Below are 20,470 nucleotides of genomic sequence, written 5' to 3' on the forward strand. Positions count from 1 at the left end.
CCCGCCACTGCTCGGGGTGCTGGGCCAGTGTCAGCAGGCCCCGGGCGAGGGTGTTCCGTGGCTGCTCGGCGCCGGTGAGGAGCAGCAGCAGGATGGCTTGGCGGGATGTTCGGGGTGGGTGAACGGGGATTGTTTTCGCCCCCGCCGCCCCTACCCGTCCCATCCTTCTGGGGGCTGCGCCCCCAGGCCCCCCCTTTCGCGCTGAACGCGCTCGTCCTCAAACGCCGGACGGGCTGAAATGCCTCGCCCCGCGCTGATCAGTTGGTCGTAAACGGGTGGGTGGGCGGGAAACTCGACCTGGGCTGTACCAGCGTTGCCTTTCGCGCCCCGGTCGGGTGACCCGGCCGCGCGGCAAACCCCGGTGCGGCCGACCCCCGCGTTCTCCTGATCGCATGATGAGCAGAAACATCACGCGCCGGTGCCTGGCTGTGGCCCTCGTCGCGATGACCGCCCTTCCCGCCCACACCGCCCTCGCCGAGTCGTCGCCCCAACCATCCCCCGGCCCCATGGGCGACCTCGTTCCCGGCGTTCGGCCCTCGCCCTCTCAGCCCTGGTCCTTCGACACGCCGGACCAGGTGCTCGCCCCGCAGGTGTACACCCCGTCCAAGAAAGAGGACGCCGTCGAGCCGGCCGACGCCGCGCAGGGGACGTACGACCTCATCGAGTACGTGCCTCTGCATGAAGCCGCTCGCAGAGTTGCCTGCTCCAAGCTCACGGGTCCTTATCAGCGGCAGGTCGAGTACTGGCTGAAGCTGAAGGTGGACGGGAAGCAGTCCGCCGCCGACTGCCGGGCCATCCGCGCGTTCCAGCTCAAGCACAAGATCAAGCCCGCGATCGGGTTCGCGGGGCCTGTCACCTGGTCCCGCATGCAACTGCTGTCCGCGCGGAAGAACCCGAACGCCGCCGGCAAGTGCCCCGTACGGACCTACCGCGTCACCTGTGTCGATCTCGGGCGGCAGCTCACCTGGGTGCAGAAGGGGAAGAAGGTCGTCTACGCGCCCGTGCCCGTTCGGACCGGGCGGGCCGGGTATGCGACCCGGGGTGGGTGGCACAAGGTGTACTGGAAGCACAAGAATCATCACTCGACCCTCTACGACACCCCTATGCCCTACTCCCAGTTCTTCAGCGGCGGTCAGGCCTTCCATGGCGTCTACGGCAGCATCTACACCACCGTCGGCTCCATGGGCTGCGTCAATATGCGGCTCGCCGACGCACGGAAGCTGTGGAGCGTGCTGAAGACCGGCGACCGGGTCTACGTGTGGGGTCGGCGGGCCGCGGGGTAGGCGCCACCGTGCTCCTGAGCCCCTCTGAGACACTGGGGGCGCCATGAGTGAGACAGCAGCCCCGCCCACCGCAACCCTGCGTGCCCGCGCCGAGATCGATCTGGCCGCCCTGCGGGCCAACGTACGGACCCTGCGCGCCCGCGCACGCGGCGCGGCCCTGATGGCCGTCGTCAAGTCCGACGCGTACGGCCACGGGGCGCTCCGGTGTGCCCGTGCCGCCGTCGAGGCGGGTGCGGAGTGGCTCGGCACCGCCACGCCCGAGGAGGCGCTCGCCCTCCGGCAGCCGACCTCCGGGATTCCTCGCGATATCCGGATCATGTGCTGGCTCTGGACGCCCGGCGGGCCCTGGCAGGCCGCCATCGAAGCCGACGTCGATGTGTCGGTGGGCGGGATGTGGGCCCTGCGGGAGGTTGTCGAGGCTGCCGCTGCCGCCCATCGGCCCGCTCGTGTGCAGCTCAAGGCCGACACCGGGCTCGGGCGTGGTGGCTGTCAGCCGGGGGACGACTGGTGCGCGCTCGTCGCCGCGGCCCTGCGCGCCGAGCGGGACGGGCTGATCCGGGTCACCGGGCTCTGGTCCCATCTCGCCTGCGCCGACGAACCCGACCACCCCTCCATCGACGCCCAGCTGACCCGCTTCCACGACATGGTCTCGTACGCCGAACGGCACGGACTGCGGCCCGAGGTACGGCATCTCGCCAACTCGCCCGCCGTGCTCAGCCGTCCGGACACGCACTTCGACCTCGTACGGACGGGGGTGGCCGTCTATGGCATCTCGCCGAGTCCTGAGATCGGGACCTCCGCCGACCTGGGGCTGCGTCCCGTGATGACGCTGGCCGCCTCGCTCGCGCTGGTCAAGCACGTACCGGGCGGCCACGGCGTCAGTTACGGGCACCACTACGTCACCCCCGGGGCCACCACCCTCGGCCTGGTGCCCGTGGGCTACGCGGACGGCATCCCGCGTCACGCCTCCGGCACCGGTCCCGTACTGATCGGCGGCAAGTGGCGGACCGTGGCCGGGCGGGTCGCCATGGACCAGTTCGTCGTCGATCTGGGGGGCGACGAGCCCGAAGCCGGTGCGGAGGTTCTCCTCTTCGGGCCCGGCGACCGGGGCGAGCCCACCGCCGAGGACTGGGCACAGGCGGCCGGGACGATCGCGTACGAAATCGTCACGCGCATCGGAACCCGGGTGCCCCGCGTCTACGTGAATGAGCAACAAGAGGGGTAGGCGCCCGAGTGGTCGGCCGAAGGGCTCTTCGGCCGGCGGCACGAGTCACCCCGGCAGCAGCCAGTCCCATCAGTCATTCCAGAGTTACTTCAGCGAGGAGCGGTACGTGAGCGAGAGCAGTGCGGAGGTCGTCGCGAGCGCCGCCACGGCGGCCGTGGCCTCCGCCACGGGGGCGTCGGCGAACTGGCGCCGGGCGACCGGCATCGTCGGCGTCGCCATAGGAGTGGTGGCCGCCGGTGCCGCCGCGGGTGTCGCCGTCGAGCGGATGACCGTGGGACGCGGGATGCGCCAGAAGGCGCGGCTCGCGCTCGACTCGACGGGCCCGTACGGCTCGCTGCGCGGAACCCCGGGCAAGGCGTACGCCGACGACGGCACCGAGCTGTACTACGAGGTCGACGACATCGACCCGGCGGCCGCGCCCGCCCTCACCCCGCGCCGGCGCCGCCTGTTCGGGCGCAAGGCCCCGGCCCCCGTCACCGTCGTCTTCAGCCACGGCTACTGCCTCAACCAGGACTCCTGGCACTTCCAGCGGGCCGCCCTGCGCGGTGTCGTACGGAGCGTGTACTGGGACCAGCGCAGCCACGGCCGGTCCGGGCGCGGCGCCGCCCAGGTCAACGACGGCACGCCCGTCTCCATCGACCAGCTCGGGCAGGACCTGAAGGCAGTCCTCGACGCCGCCGTGCCCGAGGGGCCGATCGTGCTCGTCGGACACTCCATGGGCGGGATGACCGTCATGGCCTTCGCCGACCAGTTCCCGGACGTCGTACGGGAGCGGGTCGTCGCGGCCGCCTTCGTCGGTACGTCGTCCGGGCGGCTCGGCGAGGTCAACTTCGGGCTGCCCGTCGCGGGCGTCAACGCCGTACGGAGGGTGCTGCCCGGCGTACTGAAGGCGCTGGGGCAGCAGGCCGAGTGGGTCGAGCGGGGGCGGCGGGCCACCACCGATCTCTTCGCCGGGATCATCAAGCGGTACTCGTTCTCGTCGAGGGACGTCGACCCCGCCGTCGCCCGGTTCGCCGAGCGGATGATCGAGGGCACGCCCATCGATGTCGTCGCCGAGTTCTACCCGGCCTTCACCGAGCACGACAAGACCGAGGCCCTCGGCCACTTCAAGGACCTGCCCGTGCTGGTCCTGGCCGGGGTCGGCGACCTCGTCACGCCCAGCGAGCACAGCGAGGCCATGGCCGACCTGCTGCCGGACGCCGAGCTGGTCCTCGTGCCGGACGCCGGGCACCTGGTGATGCTGGAGCACCCGGAGGTCGTCACCGACCGGCTCGCCGACCTGCTCACCCGCGCGGGTGCCGTGCCGGCAGGGGCTACCGTTTCCGGTTATGGAAGCACCAGCGGCAGCGCACAACCAGGCTGAATCGGGTACAGCAGCGGAGTCGGTACAGATCGTCGTCGACTCGCCCGACCAGATGCGGGAGTTGGGCCTCCGGCTCGCCAAGCTCCTGCGGGCCGGCGACCTCGTGATGCTCACCGGTGAGCTGGGCGCGGGCAAGACGACGCTGACGCGCGGGCTCGGCGAGGGGCTCGGGGTCCGGGGTGCCGTCACCTCGCCCACCTTCGTGATCGCCCGCGTCCACCCCTCCCTCGGCGACGGCCCGCCGCTCGTCCACGTGGACGCGTACCGGCTGGGCGGCGGTCTCGACGACATGGAGGACCTCGACCTCGACGTCTCACTGCCCGAGTCCGTGATCGTCGTGGAGTGGGGCGAGGGCAAGGTCGAGGAGCTGACCGACGACCGGCTGCATCTGCTGATCCACCGGGCTGTCGGCGACACCACCGACGAGGTGCGGCACGTCACCCTCACGGGGGTGGGGGAGCGGTGGGCGGCGGTTGACCTCAGCTCGATCTGAGCGCCGGACGAACGTTTGCGTGAATGTTCCGACAATCGGTCGGCAAGATGTTGCGTTGGGTGTCTTGCGCGTGGTCACATGGTATCCAGTTCGTGGTTAGGTTTACCTAACTACATCCGCCCCCGGACCTCAGGAGGCGTCCATGTCGGCTACCGAGAGCACGCCTGCGCCCAAGCGCCGCGCGGTTTCCGGGGTGTCCATGCGTGAGCTGTTGGCTGCGGGTGCGGCCGCCCGTGCGGTGTCCACGCCCCCGCGTGTGCCGGACGCGCCCCTCCAGCAGCGGCCCAAAGCTGCTTGAGTGTTTGGCTGCGGCGCCGTTGTGGCTGGTCGCGCAGTTCCCCGCGCCCCTAAAGGGGGGCTGCGCCCCCTTTAGCGGATCACGATGACCTTCTCGCCGATCGTTGCGAACTCCCACATCGCGGTTCCGTCCGGGCGGGTTTCGCGGATGCCGCCTGTGCGCATTTCCGGGTCCGGTTCTGGCTGCGGAGCCGAGGCGTCCACTGCCGCGCTGAAGCCGATGGCCACGCCGTCCACGCCCGTGAAACGGACCACGTGCTCGATGGGGATGCCGTCGGTGCCCGTGATCGAGTTCGAGCGGGACGTGACCAGGTAGCTGCCCGGGGCCGGGTCGACCGTGCCCGGTGTGACGGTGAAGGTGCGGAGCACCTTGTTGTTCGTGGCGACGATCCACACCCGGTCGTCGTCCAGGGAGTACACGACCCGCTTGCCCTTGCCGGTGCCGCGTGGCAGGGCGTCGGGGTGCCGGGTGTCCCGGGGGACCTTCGAGGTCGTCACCGGAGTCGAGGAGGACAGGCGCTCGGCCTCCGGACGCGGGGCGTTCGCGGAGGCCTGGTAGGCGAGGAAGCCGACCGTGGCGAGGGCCGCCACGGTGAGCCCGGCCACGAATCCCGAGCTGCTCCTGGTCACCGGCGCCCACCTCTTCGTCTTGTACGTCCCGTTTTGTGGCGACGGTAGCAGCAGCCGTACCGCCGACCGGGGCGGCCGTACGGGGGGCGCGGGCGCCGTAGGCTGTTCGCGTGCTCTTGCTCGCTCTGGATACCGCCACCCCGGCCGTCACGGTCGCCCTGCACGACGGGACGGCCGTCGTCGCCGCGTCGGGCCAGGTCGACGCGCGCCGGCACGGGGAACTGCTGCTGCCCGCCGTCGACCGGGTCCTCGCCGAGGCGGGCACGGGCCTCGACGCCGTCACCGGCGTCGTCGTCGGCATCGGCCCCGGCCCCTACACCGGCCTGCGCGTCGGCCTGATGACCGCCGACACCTTCGGACTGGCGCTCGGCGTCCCCGTCCACGGCGTCTGCACGCTGGACGGCCTCGCGTACGCCGCCGAGGTCGAGGACGGCCCCTTCGTCGTGGCGACCGACGCCCGCCGCAAGGAGGTCTACTGGGCCCGCTACAGCGACTCCCGTACGAGGGTGACGGAGCCGTCCGTCGACCGGCCGGCGGACATCGCCGACCAGGTCGCGGGCCTGCCTGCCGTCGGCGCGGGCGCCCTGATCTACCCGGACACCTTCCCGGACGCGCACGGGCCCGAGCACGTCTCCGCCGCGGCCCTCGCCGCCCTGGCCGCCGAACGGCTGGCGGCGGGCGTCGAACTCCCCGCACCCCGGCCCCTCTACCTGCGCCGCCCCGACGCCCAGGTCCCCAAGAACTACAAGGTGGTCACCCCCAAGTGACGACTGCCGTGCTGCGCGAGATGCGCTGGTGGGACATCGAGCCCGTGCTGGAGCTGGAGAAGGACCTCTTCCCCGAGGACGCCTGGTCCCGGGGCATGTTCTGGTCGGACCTCGCCCACGCGCGGGGACCGGAGGCGACCCGGCGGTACTTCGTCGCCGAGGACGAGAGCGCGGACGGGAGCCGGCGGATCATCGGGTACGCGGGCCTCGCCACCGCCGGTACCGAATCTGACAGTGGCTCCGCCACGGGCGCCGACGTGCAGACGATCGCCGTCGCCCGCGAGCACTGGGGTACCGGGCTCGGTGCCACGCTGCTGACCGAGTTGCTGCGGGCGGCGACCGCGTTCGAGTGTGCCGAGGTCATGCTGGAGTGCCGGGTGGACAACGTGCGCGCGCAGAAGCTGTACGAGCGGTTCGGCTTCGAGCCCATCGGGTTCCGGCGCGGCTACTACCAGCCGGGGAACGTCGACGCCCTGGTGATGCGGCTGCGCGACCCGGCGGCATCGGTCCCTGAAGCCCCCTCAGCCCCCTCAGCACCTTCAGCCCCTTCAGTACAAGGAACCGAGAGCAATGGCTGACTCCAAGGACGTCCCGCTCGTCCTCGGCATCGAGACCTCCTGCGACGAGACCGGCGTCGGCATCGTCCGGGGGACCACGCTCCTCGCGGACGCCATCGCGTCCAGCGTCGACGAGCACGCCCGGTTCGGGGGTGTCGTGCCGGAGGTCGCGTCCCGCGCGCACCTGGAAGCCATGGTGCCGACCATCGAGCGGGCGCTGAAGGAGGCGGGAGTCAGTGCGAGGGACCTCGACGGCATCGCCGTCACCGCCGGTCCCGGGCTCGCGGGCGCCCTGCTGGTCGGGGTCTCGGCGGCGAAGGCGTACGCGTATGCGCTGGGCAAGCCCTTGTACGGGGTGAACCACCTCGCCTCCCACATCTGCGTCGACCAGCTGGAGCACGGGCCGCTGCCCGAGCCGACGATGGCCCTGCTGGTGTCCGGCGGACACTCCTCCCTGCTGCTGTCCTCGGACATCACCTCCGACGTGCGGCCCATGGGCGCGACCATCGACGACGCGGCCGGCGAGGCCTTCGACAAGATCGCCCGGGTGCTGAACCTGGGCTTCCCAGGCGGCCCGGTCATCGACCGGTACGCCCAGGAGGGCGACCCTCGCGCGATTGCCTTCCCACGCGGGCTGACCGGGCCGCGCGATCCGGCGTACGACTTCTCCTTCTCCGGGCTCAAGACGTCCGTGGCCCGCTGGATCGAGGCGAAGCGGGCGGCGGGCGAGGACGTGCCGGTGCGTGATGTCGCGGCCTCCTTCCAGGAGGCGGTGGTGGACGTGCTGACCCGGAAGGCGGTACGGGCCTGCAAGGACGAGGGCGTCGACCACCTGATGATCGGCGGGGGCGTGGCCGCCAACACGCGGCTGCGGGCGCTCGCCCAGGAGCGTTGCGAGGCTGCCGGTATCCGGCTGAGGGTCCCCCGGCCCAAGTTGTGCACGGACAACGGGGCGATGGTGGCGGCACTGGGTGCGGAGATGGTCGCCCGGAACAGGGCCGCCTCCGACTGGGAACTGTCGGCGGACTCGTCGTTGCCGGTGACCGACCCGCACGTACCAGGTCGTCATTCACATGCGGTGAGTGAGGGGAACCTGTACACGTGACCGTCGCGTTGATGTGGGAGGCGCGGGCCGTCGAGGGGCGCGGCGACGAACTCCTCGCCTGGGCGCGGGCGCAGGTGCTCGCGGGGGCTCCGGTGCGCCGGGAGACCTTGCGGGCTCCGCAGGACCGCGTTCTCGTCATCACGTGGTGGGACGCGGAGTTCGACGCCGAGCTGCCGGAACTTCCCGAGCCGGACGGGGGGTTGGTGGCGCGGGTGGTGCATCGGTGGCGTTTTGAGGTGGTGGGCGAGTGATGTCCCCATTTCCCGTCAAGGATTGGGCAACCCTGGCTTTGCCAGTGTGAGGGCGAACGGGCCGGACGAAGCGGATGAATCGGGGCGGCCCGGCGGGGCGGTTTTTCCCTGCCCATCCGCCCCCTTTGAATCCGCTTTATGTTCCCTGGGGCCGCTGTTGAGACGATCTTCGCCCGCGTCCGCACCGCCCCTGATGATCAAGCCGCTTTTGCCTGTGTGACCGCACACGGGCATGAAGGGGGCTGATCATGCATCAGGGACAGAGACACAGACGCAGACAGAGAAACGTGCGCCGTACGGCTGTGGCCGTGCTGGTGGCACTCGCGGCCCAGGTCGCACTCGTGGAGCAGGGCAGTGGGCTGGCGTTCGCCGCGGACACGGGTTCGCCGGCGAAGACGTCCACGGCGGCCAAGAAGTCCGCCACCAAGGTCTCCGGGCCCGCCGAGGCGCAGGACGAGGCCTCCGCCGTACTGATGGCCCGTCTCCAGCACCGGAAGATCGAGGTGCTGTCGGAGCGTACGGCCGATTCGACGACATACGCGCTGCCTGACGGGCAGTTGCAGACGCAGGCCTATGCCGGGCCCGTCCGGACGAAGGTCGACGGGGTCTGGAAGAACATCGACACCTCGCTCTCCGACACCGGCGCCGATCTCACGCCCGCCGCCGCGCCCGCCGATGTGGCCGTCTCCGACGGTGGCGACACGCACCTCGCGTCGGTCAGCAAGGGCAGGCAGTCCTTCGGACTCGGCTGGGACGCGAAGTTGCCCACCCCGTCAGTGAAGGCGAACACCGCCTCCTACGCCCTCGGCAGCGGCCAGACCCTGTCGGTGAGCGCGCTCGCGCAGGGCTTCTCCGAGAGCATCCGCCTCGCCAACAAGCCTTCCGGTGGGGCGGTTTCCTATCGCATCCCGCTGAACCTTGCCGGGCTGAAGCTGTCCCGGGCCGCCTCCGGGCACCTCCTGCTGAAGGACACCAGCGGCAAGCTGGTCGCCGAGGCGCCCGCGCCCATGATGTGGGACGCCAGTATCGACAAGGCCTCCGGCGAGTCCGCCCACCAGGAGCAGGTGGCGACGAAGGTCGAGACCGCCGCCGACGGCGCGCAGACCCTCGTACTGACTCCGGACGCGTCCTTCCTGGCCACCGCGTCCTACCCGGTGACCGTCGACCCGACGACCACCCTCGCCGTCACCACCGACACCTGGGTGCAGAACCCCGACTACACCGACTCGCAGATCAGCTCCGAGGAGCTGAAGTCGGGGACGTACGACGGCGGGACGGACACCGCGCGTTCCTATCTGAAGTTCGACGTGTCGAAGTTCGCGGGCAAGCACATCACCGCCGCGACGATGTCGCTGTACAACTACTACTCGGCGACCTGCTCGACCTCCGGCGCGGCCACGCTCGCCAAGCGGATCACCTCCACCTGGACGTCCTCGTCGATCACTTGGGGCGCGCAGCCGACCACGACGACGACCGGTGACGCCTCCAACACCGGGCACTGGGGCTACGACTCCTCCTGCGCCGCGAACTGGTCCAACTGGAACCTCCAGGCCATCACGCAGGCGTGGGCGGACGGTTCGACGAACTACGGGCTCCAGATCGCGAGCGCGAGTGAGACGGACTCCACCACCTGGCGGCGCTTCCGCTCCGCGAACTACTCGACGTCCGGGTACGCGCCGAAACTGTCGGTCACCTACAACTCGTATGCCACGACCGCCAGTTCGGCCGTCTCGCCGAGCTACGCCAACCCCTACAACGGCAAGACGTACGTGACCTCCCTGACGCCGACGCTGTCGGCGAAGGTGACGGACGCGGACGGCTCCACGGTCAAGGGGCAGTTCGAGATCACCGCCGATCCGGCCTACGCCGACACCACGTACAGCTACACGGGTACGTCGGCGTCCGTGGCCTCCGGGGCGACCGCCAAGCTGACGGTCCCGTCCGCGTCGGCGTTCCCCGCGGGCAAGCATCTGCGGCTGCGCGTGCGCGGGTACGACGGGACGGACTACGGGTCCTGGTCCTCGTACAAGACCTTCGTGATGAACACCGCGCTGCCGGCCGCGCCGACCATCTCCTGCGACCCGTACACGGCCGACACCTGGACGGCGACGGCGACCGGCGGGGCCACCTGCACGCTGGACACTGCCTCCACCGACGGCATGGGCTACGCCTGGGGCCTCGACGACGCCACCGTCCCGGGGCGGGTGTACGACACCGCGAGCGGCAGCGGCGGCATCGCGCTGACCATCACCGTCAACCCCGGCGAGGACTGGCACAAGCTGTACGCCAAGACCGTCGACTCGGGTGGGAACCTGTCGTCGGCGACCACCGCCTATGCCTTCGGCGTCGGGGACGGGGCCGGGCTGCTCACGCCGGGCGACGGTGACAGTGCCGCGCGCCGGGTGAGTCTGACGGCGACCGGGAAGACGACGTACACGGGTGTGACGTACCAGTACCGGCGTGGTGAGACGGACTCCTGGCAGAGTGTGCCGGTCGCCGATGTCACCAAGTCGTCGGACGGGTCTGCTGTTTCGGCCTGGCCGGTCGCGGTCACCAGCGGCAGTCCCGCCGCGCTGACGTGGAACGTGACGACCTCGCTGGCGGAGGACGGGGCGGTCGACATCCGGGCCGCGTTCACCGACGGGACGACCACCGCGTACTCCCAGCCGCACACGATCACCGTGGACCGCAACGCCGGTACCGCGCCGAGCGCCGACGTCGGCCCGGGCAGTGTGAACACCCTCACCGGTGACTTCACGCTCTCCGACACCGACGCCTCCGCGTTCGGGCTGACGGTGTCGCGCACCGCGTCCTCGCGCCGGCCGACCGCCGGTTCGGACGCCGAGGGGCAGGTCGCGATCTTCGGGCCGCAGTGGACCTCGGGTACGACGGCCGAACTGACCGACTCCGACTGGGCGTACGTACGCAAGACGTCGGCCACCTCGGTGGCGCTGGTGGACGTCGACGGCGACGAGACCGGGTTCACCGCCACGAGCTCCGGCGGGTGGAAGCCGGAACCCGGCTCGGAGGACCTGACACTGACCGGGTCGTTGACGGGCGCCTTCACGCTGAAGGACGACGACGGTACGACCACGACCTTCGCGAAGGTCGACCCGGCGGCCACGACCTGGCAGGTCTCCAGCACCTATCTGCCGACGGACAACTCGACCACCAAGGTGGTCTCGGAGAAGGTGACTTCGGGCAGCAGCACGCTGGCCCGCCCGAAGTACGTCATCGCGCCGACCTCGGCCGTCTCCTCCTCGACGTGCGAGACGACCCCGGCGACGGCGGGCTGCCGTCTGCTGCAGTTCGTCTACGCCACGTCGACGACGGCGACTTCGAGCGCGCTCGGCGACTACAGCGGTCAGGTCCAGCAGATCAAGCTGTGGGCCACCTCCCCGGGCGCCTCGGCGGCGACCGCGACCGTGGTCGCGCAGTACTCCTACGACACCTCCGGCCGGCTGCGTGAGCAGTGGGACCCGCGGATCAGTCCCGCGCTCAAGACGGCTTACGCGTACGACAGTTCAGGTCGGGTCACCACCCTGACCCCGCCCGGCGAGCTGCCGTGGACCTTCACCTACGGCCAGGCGGGCAACGCCGCCACCGCCGGTGCGGGCATGCTGCTGGCGGCCTCCCGCCCCAACCTCACGGCGGGCTCGGCGAGCACCACGGACGGTACGACGGCCACCACCAGCGTGGTGTACGACGTCCCGCTCTCGGGCACCAACGCGCCCGACGCGCTGGGTACTTCGGACGTGGTGACCTGGGGCCAGACCGATGTGCCCACGGATGCCACCGCGGTCTTCCCGGCCGACTCCGTCCCGTCCTCCCACACGGGCGGCGACCTGGCCGCCGGCGACTACACCCGGGCGACGGTCACCTACACCGACGCCTCCGGCCGCGAAGTGAACACGGCCACGCCGGGCGGGCACATCAGCACCACCGAGTACGACCGCTTCGGCAACACCGTGCGTCAACTGACCGCAGACAACCGTGAGTTGGCACTCGCCACCAGCGGCGCCGGACAGGCGGAACAGGTCGCGCTGAGCATCGACCAGCTGACCTCGGCCGACCGTGCCGACCAGCTCTCCACCCGCTCGGTCTACTCCTCCGACGGGCTGCGCGAGACCGACGAGTACGGCCCGCTCCACCAGGTCACGCTCACGTCGGCGCTGGCCGCCGGGTCGGGCGGCACCGACCTCCCGGCGGGCAGTCAGGTCCCGGCGCGCGAGCACACCGTCAACACCTATGACGAGGGGCGCCCGACCGACGGCACGGCGACCGTGGTCAACCAGGTCACGACCGCCAAGTCCGGTGCGTACGTGGCCGGTTACCCGTCGGACGCCGACGTACGGACGTCGACCACGGGCTACGACTGGGTCAAGGGGCTGCCGACCAGCACGGTCACCGACCCCTCCGGCCTGGCGCTGAAGAAGACCACGTCGTACGACTCCCAGGGCCGGGTCACGAAGAGCACGCTTCCCAAGTCGTCGTCGGGTTCGGGCACGGACGCCGGGACCACGGTCACGACGTACTGGTCGGCCACCGGCACGGGCGCGTGCAACGGCCGTCCCGAGTGGGCGGACCTGGTCTGCTCGACGGGACCGGGCGGCGCGATCACCGGCGGCGGCTCCAACCCCTCCCAACTGCCCACCAAGACGGTCGAGTACGACCGCTGGGGCAGTACGGCGAAGACGACGGAGACCGCGAACTCCGTCACCCGCACCACCACCGACACCTATGACGCGGCGGGCCGGTTGACGACCACGTCGGTCAGCGGTGGCGTGGGCACGGCGGTGCCCGACGTGACGACGACCTACGACGCCTCCAACGGCGCCGTGGCGACGGTCGCGTCGAGCGCGGGCACGATCACCCACGTACAGGACCAGCTCGGAAGGGAGATCTCCTACACGGACGGCGCCGGCAACACGGCGACGACCAGTTACGACGCCCTGGGCCGGGTGACGAAGGCGACGGACTCGGCGCCTTCGACGACCACCTACGCCTACGACACGTCGAAGGACCCGCGGGGCCTGGAGACCTCCCGCACCGACTCGGTCGCCGGGACGTTCGCGGCGACCTACGACGCGGACGGCGGCCAGGCCACCGAGTCCCTGCCCGGCGGTTACACCCTCACCGTCGCACAGGACGAGACGGGCACGGAGACGTCCCGGGTCTACACCAGGGACAGCGACGGCACGGTGGTCGCCTCCGACACGGCCGACCGCTCGGTGCAGGACCAGACGGTCGCCGACACCGACTCCAACGGCCTGACCAGGTCACGGGCGTACGCCTACGACGCGGCCGGCCGCCTCACCCGGGCCGACGACACCGACCCGAACGGTGCCTGCACCCGCCGGGACTACACGTTCGACAACAACACCAACCGCACCGCCCTGGTCACCTCGACGAGTGACGTGGGCGCGGCGTGCACCTCGACGGGCGCGACGACGACCTCGTACGCCTACGACAGCGCCGACCGCCTGGAGACCTCGGGCACGGTGTACGACGCCTTCGGCCGCACCACCACCCAGGCGTCCGGCGCGACCATCGGCTACTACGCCGACGACCTGGTCCGTCAGCAGACGTCGGGCACCAACCGGCAGACGTGGACCCTGGACGCGGCCGACCGCCTGGCGTCCTGGACGACGGAGACCCAGGCCACGGACGGCACCTGGTCGCAGAGCGCCGCCAAGACCAACCACTACGGAGGTGACAGCGACAGCCCCGACTGGGTCCAGGAGACCTCGTCGACGCTCACCCGCAACGTCCAGGGCACGGACGGCGACCTCGACGCGGTCACCAGCGCCACCGGTGACACGGTCCTCCAGCTGACCGACATCCACGGCGACGTCACGGTCCAACTCCCCCTGGACACGGCCCAGTCCCCGACGGCACTGGCGTACGACGAGTACGGCAACGCCGAGCCCGACTCCACCACCGCCCGCTACGGCTGGCTCGGCGGCAAGGAACGCTCCAGCGGGACGGTGACGGGCGCGACGCTGATGGGCGTACGGCTGTACGACCCGGTCGGCGGGCGGTTCCTGCAGGTGGATCCGGTACCCGGGGGCAGCGCCAACGCCTACGACTACGTCTACGCGGACCCGGTCAACAAGTTCGACCTCGACGGACGGTGCTGGAGGCACTTCGGGTTCGCCTGCTGGGGCTACCACCACGCCCGGCACTGGGCCCACCACCACCGGACGTTCCTCATCGGGGCCGCCGCCGGATTCGGCTGCGGACTCGCCATCGCCTCGGTCGCAGGGGCGGGCGCCTGCGTCGCCATCGCGGGTGCGGCGGTGGGCGCGGGCTCCTATCGGTGGAGCCACCGGCACAAGAGGCGGACCTATGGCGGCTACTGGAAGTACATGCAGTCCGGCTATGCCGGGGCGGGCATCGGCGCCGGCTGGGGCGGCGCGGCCCGGGCAGGCTGGGGACGGTACGCGGGCTGGCGAGCGGCGAGAAGGGCAGCGGCGCACGCCAGGGAACTGGAGCACTACATGTACCGGCACTACATGTAGCTGACTGACGGTGGGTGGCAGGCGACCGGGGAGGTGAAGATCCTCTTCGGCCGCCTGCCCCCCCGTTGCCGCAGGCAGTGCGGGCAAGAAGCCGATCAAGCAAGAAGCAAGAAGCAAGAAGCAAGGGCAGGTTCAGTGTCAGGTTTCAGTGAATTCTCCTACGGGATCTTGGCCGGCGTCTGGCTCGCGGCCGCGGTCGTCGAACTGACCGAGCGCAGGAAGCGCTCAACGGCTTGGCCGCTCAGGACGCTGATGGCCGTGTCCGCCACCCTGGCCTTCGTCGCGTATGTGGCGAGCGGCCGGTAAAGCGAGGCGGTCACGCATGCGCCGGGACCAGGCCGTACTCATCGCCGCCCTGGCCGTGTTCGGGGCGCTCTCGGCCTGGCTGCTGCCCGACGGCTGGAGACTGGCCTCGCTGCCCGTCGCGCTGATCTGTGCGACCGTCGCCCGGCGGTACGCGGCGGGCGCACGGCACGGAGACACCGGGGAGGAGGGCAGGGGAACGGCCATGAGTGACTCGAACGACCCGTCCTGGTACGGCGTCTGTTTGGCTCCCCGGAGGAAGGCGCCGAGGTGTTCTCGCTGATGCGGGGGAGTGCGCTGCCGGCGCGCGAGTACGTGCGGAGGTTCTTCGCGACGGGGGAGGAACGGACCGGGGTGAGCGCATCCCCGCCGGACAGCCATGCCCATTGACCCGAACTCGGTCCGGGGGCACGTCCTTTACGCGTCCTCCGCCAACTCCTGGGCGCTGCTGTCGACCCGCTTGGCCTGCTGGGTCACCGGAGCGACCCTGTCGGCGCTCACTCCGGCCTACAACAGTGGCGCCCCGGTGTGGATCTGGCCGCTGTCCCTGGTGGCCTGTCTCCTCATGGCGGGCCGGACGATCGGTGCCATGCGCAGCAAACGCGGCAGCGAGAAGGAACGGAGCTGAGGGGGAACCCGTGGAAGCCACTCTGTACACAATGGCGTTCGCCGTCGCCGCGGTTCTCGTCGGGGGAGGAGCACTGCACCTCTCGGGGCGCAGAACGCCGGCAAGCCCTCCGGACGCCCGGGGGACGACGGGCGCGTGGTCGAACATCCTGTTCGGCGTGGGGCTCGCCCTCGGCACCGCGGCACGCATCCCGAGAGGCCACCGTCTCCTGTGGGACGGCGCTCTCCTCGGCCCGGCGTTCGTCTGTGTCGTCGTCTCGTTCCTGCTGTACGCGTGGCCCCGACCGGGCGTTTCGCGGTGAAGGGGGATGCGGACCCCGTCCGCGTTCGGAACGAGCCTGCGGTTTCCAGGAGTTGAGTGGTTCCGCTCCGGTGGTCATAGGTGCATGTCGTCACCGCAATAGGGCGCCCGCCTATGGCAGTGGGCACGGGAGCGCGCCCACGGTCTTCCTTGTCTTCCGCGAGGCGCCGAAAGATTGGCGGGATCTTTGCGCCATCTTGTCTCTGGTGCCCCTTGCGTCTACTCAAGTCCCTTGAGTCGGAGTTGAGTCCGCTATTCCATCACATGGAATTCATCTCTCCGATGCTTTTCATGCCTACTTTCACATGGCCATGACAGCTTGATCATGGCTGGGGCACAGGTGGTGCGGGGGAAGGGCTGGCGATGTTTCGTCGCGCGCGTAGACGCAAGGGGGCGGGCTTAGCAGTCGTACCACTCGCGATCAGTGCCGGATTGGCTGTGACAGTCGGTCTGTTGCCAGTGGGAGCGCTCCCCATGGCCTGGGCCGCTCAGTCGGCAGCGGCACCCGAGCGTGCCGCGAGCGCGCAACCGACCTCTGCTGAAACGGAATCCAGCACCGCGGCCTCCGAGGACGAAGCACTGGCTCTGGCGAAGCGCCTGGGCAAGAAGGTGGAGGTGCTCTCGCAGCGGAGCGAGAGCAGCGACCTCTACGCCACCCCTGAAGGGGCACTGGAATCCCGCGAGTACATGCGGCCGGTCCGGACCCGGGTGGACGGCGAGTGGCGGCCCATTGACACGTCCCTCGCGGAGATCGGCACGGGTACCGACAAGGGCATGGTCGCGCCGAAGGCGGCTTCGGTCGGGCTGGCGTTCTCCGGTGGAGGCGCAGGACCGCTGGTGCGCCTGGAACGCGCAGGGCGGACCTTCCAACTGTCGTGGCCGGGCACCGTACCCGCACCGAGACTGGACGGTGACACGGCCACCTACCCCGGCATCCTGCCGGATGTGGACCTCCGGCTCTCGGCCCGACCCGAGGGCTTCACCCAGCTGCTCGTCGTCAAGTCGGCGGAAGCGGCACAGAGCGAGGAACTCGCCGAGCTGCGTTTCCAGTTGAGCACTGAGGGCTTGGTGGCAAGGGAGACCGTTGACGGCGGTCTCGAAGCGGTTGACGAGGGCGCGGGCGGTGTCGTCTTCGAGGCGCCCAAGCCGGTGATGTGGGACTCCAGCCCCGGGCCGCAGCAGACGCAGGGCCAGGGAGCAGGCACCGCAAACCTCGCATCGGAAACCGTACGGGCTCTGCAAATTGCCCAGGGCGCCGAAGCGGCAGGGGAACCTGGTGCCGGTGACTCGGGTCGCCTGGAGCCCGTGGGCGTCGACATCCCGGCCGGCGGCGACGAACTCGTCCTCACCCCGGACCGCGAGCTGCTCACCGGCCCCGACACGGTCTATCCGGTTTTCATCGACCCTCAGATGTACACGCCGCGCGCCACCGCCTGGACGATGGCCTCCCGGTACTGGGACAGCTCACCGCAGTGGAAGTTCAACGGTGACCCGGACGCCGGCCTCGGCTACTGCGGCTGGGACTACTGCGCCCCGCAGGACGTGAAGCGGCTCTTCTACCAGGTCCCGACCACCAAGTACGCGGGCCGCAGCATCCTCAAGGCCGAGTTCACCGTACGGGAGACGCATGCGGCTTCCTGCCAGGCCCGCGAGGTGCAGCTGTGGCGGACCAAGGGCATCAACTCGTCCACCACCTGGAACAGCCAGAACGCATCGGGCTTCTGGATCGACCGCCTTGAGACGCGGAGCTTCGCATACGGCTTCGACGGCTGTGCCTCGGCCGACGCCGAGTTCAACGTAAAGGGTGTCGTCGCTCAGGCGGCGGCCAACAAATGGCCGACGATCACCTTCGGGATGCGCGCCACCGACGAGGACGACCGCTACACCTGGAAGCGGTTCTCGGACGCCGCGTATCTGAGGGTGACCTACAACCGTCCGCCGCCGCGGATCAGCACCTCGCAGCTCACCATGGACCCGGGCGGCCCGTGCATGACGTCCACCAACGCGGTGAGCATCCGCTCCCGCGCGACGATCAAAGCCAGTGTCGTGTCCGACCCGGACAAGGACCGGGTCTCGGTGCAGTTCCGGGCGCGGTGGGACTCGGGCAGTTGGCTCTCGGCACGGAGCACGATCAAGGACTCCGGCGAGGACTTCTCCATGACGCTGCCGACCAGTGTCCCCGTGGACAAACTGATTGCCTGGGAGGTACGGGCCTGGGACGGCAAGGACGGGGACAACACCAGTGGCCAGTGGTCGTCCTGGAGTTCCCAGGGTGCCCACAGTTGTTACTTCAGGTATGACCTGGGGGTACCCGTCGGCCCCTCCATCACCTCAACGCAATACCCACGCGCGGACGACAGCGACCCGAACGATCCCTGGTGGGACGGAGTGGGCCGGTACGGCACTTTCACCATCGACGCGCCGGACACGGACGTCACCAAGTACTGGATCGGCGTCAACGGGTCGCCCAGCAGCAAGTACACGGTGACCACCACGGGCGGGGCCGCCAGGACGATCAAGGTGATGCCCACCAGACCGGGCCCCAACATCATCATGGCCAAGGCGTGGGACAGCGCCGGTAACGCCTCCGAACCGCGCACCTACCACTTCCGGGTCCGCTCCGGTCAGCCCGACCGGGTGTCCTGGCAACTGGACGAGGGCGCCGGGGCCAGCCAGGTCGCCGGTGTGGGCGGCGAGTGGCCCGCCACGATCAACGGGGTCAAGACCGGCGCCGAAGGCGTTTCGGGCAGCGGCCTCGAACTTGATGGCGTCGACGACTATGCGGCCACGGACTCCCCAGTCCTCAATACCGGTAAGAGCTTCTCGGTGTCGGTGTGGGCGAAACTGCCCAGCGACCACCCCACGTCCGGGACCGTCGCCGTCGCCCAGTCGGGTGCCAACACCAGCGGATTCGAGATCTACTACTCCACCGCGCTCGGCGGCTGGGTCTTCCTGCGGCACTCCGTCGACGCCTCGGGCGGCACGGCGGTCCGAGCCGTTCAGCCTGCCTGTCCGGCCGGGGACACAGTGTGCCTGGAATCCCGGCTCAACGCCTGGACACATCTGGTGGGCGTCTTCGACAACGTCAACCACGTGATGAAGCTGTATGTGGACGGCAAGGTCGTCGGCACCGCCCCCTTCACCGAGCCCTGGGACGCGCGGGGGCGCACCTTCCTTGGCGCCGCATCCCACTACGGGACCGTCGAGAACTTCTTCAAGGGTTCCCTCGACGAGTTCCAACTGTTCGACTACCAGCTCGAAGACGCTCAGGTGACCCGCCTTCACGAGCGAAACCCGGTGGAAACCGGTCGTCCAGCGAAGCTGGTCTTCCCGCTCGACGAGAAGGCGACCGACATCGCGCTGACCGGGCGGGCTCAGCCGGTCGCCGCCCAACTGCGCGGCGGAACCACCCCCGGAGGGGACGGAGTCAACGGCCGCGCGGTCGAGTTCGACGGGGTCGACGACTACGCGACCGCCGGCCGACCGGTCATGGACACCTACCAGAGCTTTGCGGTCTCCACCTGGGTCAAGTTGCCCAAGGACAAGGAGAGCCGGGCGATGACGGCTGTCGCCCAAAGCAGTGCCAACATCAGCGGATTCGAGCTGTACCACTCCACAGCACAGGGCGGCTGGGTGTTCCTGCGGCACTCCGCCGACGCCTCGAACGCCACCCCCGTGCGGGCCATCCAGACCGCCTGCCCCGCGAACACCAACTGCGCCGCAGCACGGCTCGGTCAGTGGAACCACGTCGTCGGCGTCTACGACATCGACGCCGCCGAGATCCGGCTGTACGTCAACGGCGTACTGGCGGCCACAACCGCCTACACCACGCCATGGCTGGCCACCGGTGAGGTCACGCTGGGCGCCGCCAAGGGCGCCAACGGGCTGATCAGCCCACTCAAGGGCGCCATCGACGATGTGCGGCTCTACGACCGGGCCATCTCCGACGACGAAGTACGGCAGTTGTTCAAGCAGCGGTCGCTGGTCAAGAGCCGGTGGAAGTTCGAGAGCGCCTCCACAGCGACCACGCCCGTCACTCCCGATGCTGGTCCGGGGGGCGCGGGACTGAGCCTCAACAAGGGCGCCAAGATCGGGTCAGGCTGGGTCGACGGTGGTCTGGAACTGGACGGCGTCGACGACTATGCCGCCACCGCGAGCGGCATCGTGCCCCTCGACACGGAGGCCAGCTTCACCGTCAGCGCCTTCGCACAGGCGGCGGCCGCCCCGACAGGCCCGGTCGCGTTGTTCAGCGCTCCGGGCACGAACAAGGACGCCCTGTCGGTGCGGTACATCCCGAGCGCCACGGGAGGAGCGGGCAGTGGACGTTGGCGGATCACCACCGCCGAGGCCGACAGGACTGACGCGGTGTCCACGCAGGTGGAGAACGGACAGTTCTACGGTCCGGAGGAGTGGACTCATCTGGCGTTGGTCTACGACGGCTTCGCCCACGAGATGCGGCTCTACGTCAATGGTGAGCTGGAGGAAGTCGCCTGCCAGGACGCCAATGAGGACGGCGAACCCGATGTCGCGGGCTGTACCGACCAGGTCTCGTTGGCCGAGAACGTCCTGACCTTCAAGGCTGTCCAGTCACTCCAACTCGGCCGCGACCGGGCCGGCGGGTACTGGCCCGGTTCGGTCTCCGATGTCTGGACCTTCCAAGGCGCGCTGAACGACGTACAGATCCAGCGGCTCGCGATCGGTGCGCCGGGCGCAGAGACGACCGTCCCCGGCAACGACTGACCGTCAC

Annotated in this window: 16 protein-coding genes; 14 read left to right on the forward strand and 2 right to left on the reverse strand. The window is 70.0% G+C overall.

The window, feature by feature from the left end; translation table 11 throughout:
- Positions 1–395: 395 nt before the first annotated feature.
- The 5 genes from ACWCRB_RS21285 to ACWCRB_RS21305 all read left to right on the forward strand — a co-directional run bounded on the left by ACWCRB_RS21285 (position 396) and on the right by ACWCRB_RS21305 (position 4,662).
- Positions 396–1,283 (forward strand): L,D-transpeptidase family protein, encoded by an 888-nt coding sequence (locus tag ACWCRB_RS21285; RefSeq protein ID WP_450997556.1) that lies wholly within the window; start codon positions 396–398, stop codon positions 1,281–1,283.
- 43 nt (positions 1,284–1,326) lie between these two features.
- Positions 1,327–2,508 (forward strand): alanine racemase, encoded by a 1,182-nt coding sequence (alr, locus tag ACWCRB_RS21290; protein ID WP_450997513.1) that lies wholly within the window; start codon positions 1,327–1,329, stop codon positions 2,506–2,508.
- Positions 2,509–2,614: 106 nt separating this feature from the next.
- On the forward strand, positions 2,615–3,871 hold the full coding sequence (locus tag ACWCRB_RS21295; RefSeq protein WP_450997514.1) for an alpha/beta fold hydrolase: 1,257 nt from the start codon (positions 2,615–2,617) through the stop codon (positions 3,869–3,871).
- Positions 3,837–4,364, forward strand: a complete 528-nt coding sequence (tsaE, locus tag ACWCRB_RS21300) for a tRNA (adenosine(37)-N6)-threonylcarbamoyltransferase complex ATPase subunit type 1 TsaE (protein WP_450997515.1) — start codon at positions 3,837–3,839, stop codon at positions 4,362–4,364. The genes ACWCRB_RS21295 and tsaE overlap by 35 nt, the downstream gene beginning before the upstream one ends.
- A gap of 142 nt (positions 4,365–4,506) precedes the next feature.
- Positions 4,507–4,662, forward strand: coding sequence for a hypothetical protein (locus tag ACWCRB_RS21305; protein WP_450997516.1), 156 nt, complete (start codon positions 4,507–4,509; stop codon positions 4,660–4,662).
- A gap of 71 nt (positions 4,663–4,733) precedes the next feature.
- On the opposite strand, the gene ACWCRB_RS21310 is transcribed toward ACWCRB_RS21305, so the two are convergent.
- The gene (locus tag ACWCRB_RS21310; protein WP_450997517.1) at positions 4,734–5,291 is read right to left on the reverse strand and encodes a hypothetical protein; all 558 of its coding nucleotides are present in this window, start codon (positions 5,289–5,291) and stop codon (positions 4,734–4,736) included.
- Positions 5,292–5,401: 110 nt separating this feature from the next.
- Here ACWCRB_RS21310 and tsaB point away from each other — a divergent pair, with 110 nt between their 5' ends.
- From tsaB to ACWCRB_RS21335, 5 genes are all read left to right on the forward strand, one after another.
- Positions 5,402–6,058: a tRNA (adenosine(37)-N6)-threonylcarbamoyltransferase complex dimerization subunit type 1 TsaB gene (tsaB, locus tag ACWCRB_RS21315; RefSeq protein ID WP_450997518.1), complete on the forward strand. Its 657-nt coding sequence runs from the start codon at positions 5,402–5,404 to the stop codon at positions 6,056–6,058.
- Positions 6,055–6,636: a ribosomal protein S18-alanine N-acetyltransferase gene (gene rimI / locus ACWCRB_RS21320; RefSeq protein ID WP_450997519.1), complete on the forward strand. Its 582-nt coding sequence runs from the start codon at positions 6,055–6,057 to the stop codon at positions 6,634–6,636. Before tsaB ends, rimI begins: the two co-directional genes overlap by 4 nt.
- Entirely contained in the window at positions 6,629–7,720 is a 1,092-nt protein-coding gene (gene tsaD / locus ACWCRB_RS21325) for a tRNA (adenosine(37)-N6)-threonylcarbamoyltransferase complex transferase subunit TsaD (protein ID WP_450997520.1), read from the forward strand. The genes rimI and tsaD overlap by 8 nt, the downstream gene beginning before the upstream one ends.
- Complete coding sequence (locus tag ACWCRB_RS21330) at positions 7,717–7,971, forward strand: hypothetical protein (RefSeq protein WP_450997521.1); 255 nt, start codon at positions 7,717–7,719, stop codon at positions 7,969–7,971. The genes tsaD and ACWCRB_RS21330 overlap by 4 nt, the downstream gene beginning before the upstream one ends.
- 248 nt (positions 7,972–8,219) lie before the next feature.
- Entirely contained in the window at positions 8,220–14,492 is a 6,273-nt protein-coding gene (locus tag ACWCRB_RS21335; protein WP_450997522.1) for a DNRLRE domain-containing protein, read from the forward strand.
- A gap of 158 nt (positions 14,493–14,650) precedes the next feature.
- On the opposite strand, the gene ACWCRB_RS21340 is transcribed toward ACWCRB_RS21335, so the two are convergent.
- On the reverse strand, positions 14,651–14,812 hold the full coding sequence (locus ACWCRB_RS21340) for a hypothetical protein (protein WP_450997523.1): 162 nt from the start codon (positions 14,810–14,812) through the stop codon (positions 14,651–14,653).
- 2 nt (positions 14,813–14,814) lie between these two features.
- Between ACWCRB_RS21340 and ACWCRB_RS21345 the strand changes: the two genes are divergently transcribed.
- The 4 genes from ACWCRB_RS21345 (at position 14,815) to ACWCRB_RS21360 (ending at position 20,463) form a co-directional block, all read left to right on the forward strand.
- On the forward strand, positions 14,815–15,078 hold the full coding sequence (locus ACWCRB_RS21345; RefSeq protein WP_450997524.1) for a hypothetical protein: 264 nt from the start codon (positions 14,815–14,817) through the stop codon (positions 15,076–15,078).
- A 96-nt stretch (positions 15,079–15,174) separates the two neighbouring features.
- Positions 15,175–15,423: a hypothetical protein gene (locus tag ACWCRB_RS21350; protein WP_450997525.1), complete on the forward strand. Its 249-nt coding sequence runs from the start codon at positions 15,175–15,177 to the stop codon at positions 15,421–15,423.
- Between the two features lie 10 nt (positions 15,424–15,433).
- Complete coding sequence (locus ACWCRB_RS21355) at positions 15,434–15,724, forward strand: hypothetical protein (protein WP_450997526.1); 291 nt, start codon at positions 15,434–15,436, stop codon at positions 15,722–15,724.
- A gap of 473 nt (positions 15,725–16,197) precedes the next feature.
- Positions 16,198–20,463, forward strand: coding sequence for a LamG-like jellyroll fold domain-containing protein (locus tag ACWCRB_RS21360; protein WP_450997527.1), 4,266 nt, complete (start codon positions 16,198–16,200; stop codon positions 20,461–20,463).
- Positions 20,464–20,470 lie beyond the last annotated feature (7 nt).

This window comes from Streptomyces sp. NPDC002156 (assembly GCF_053593675.1).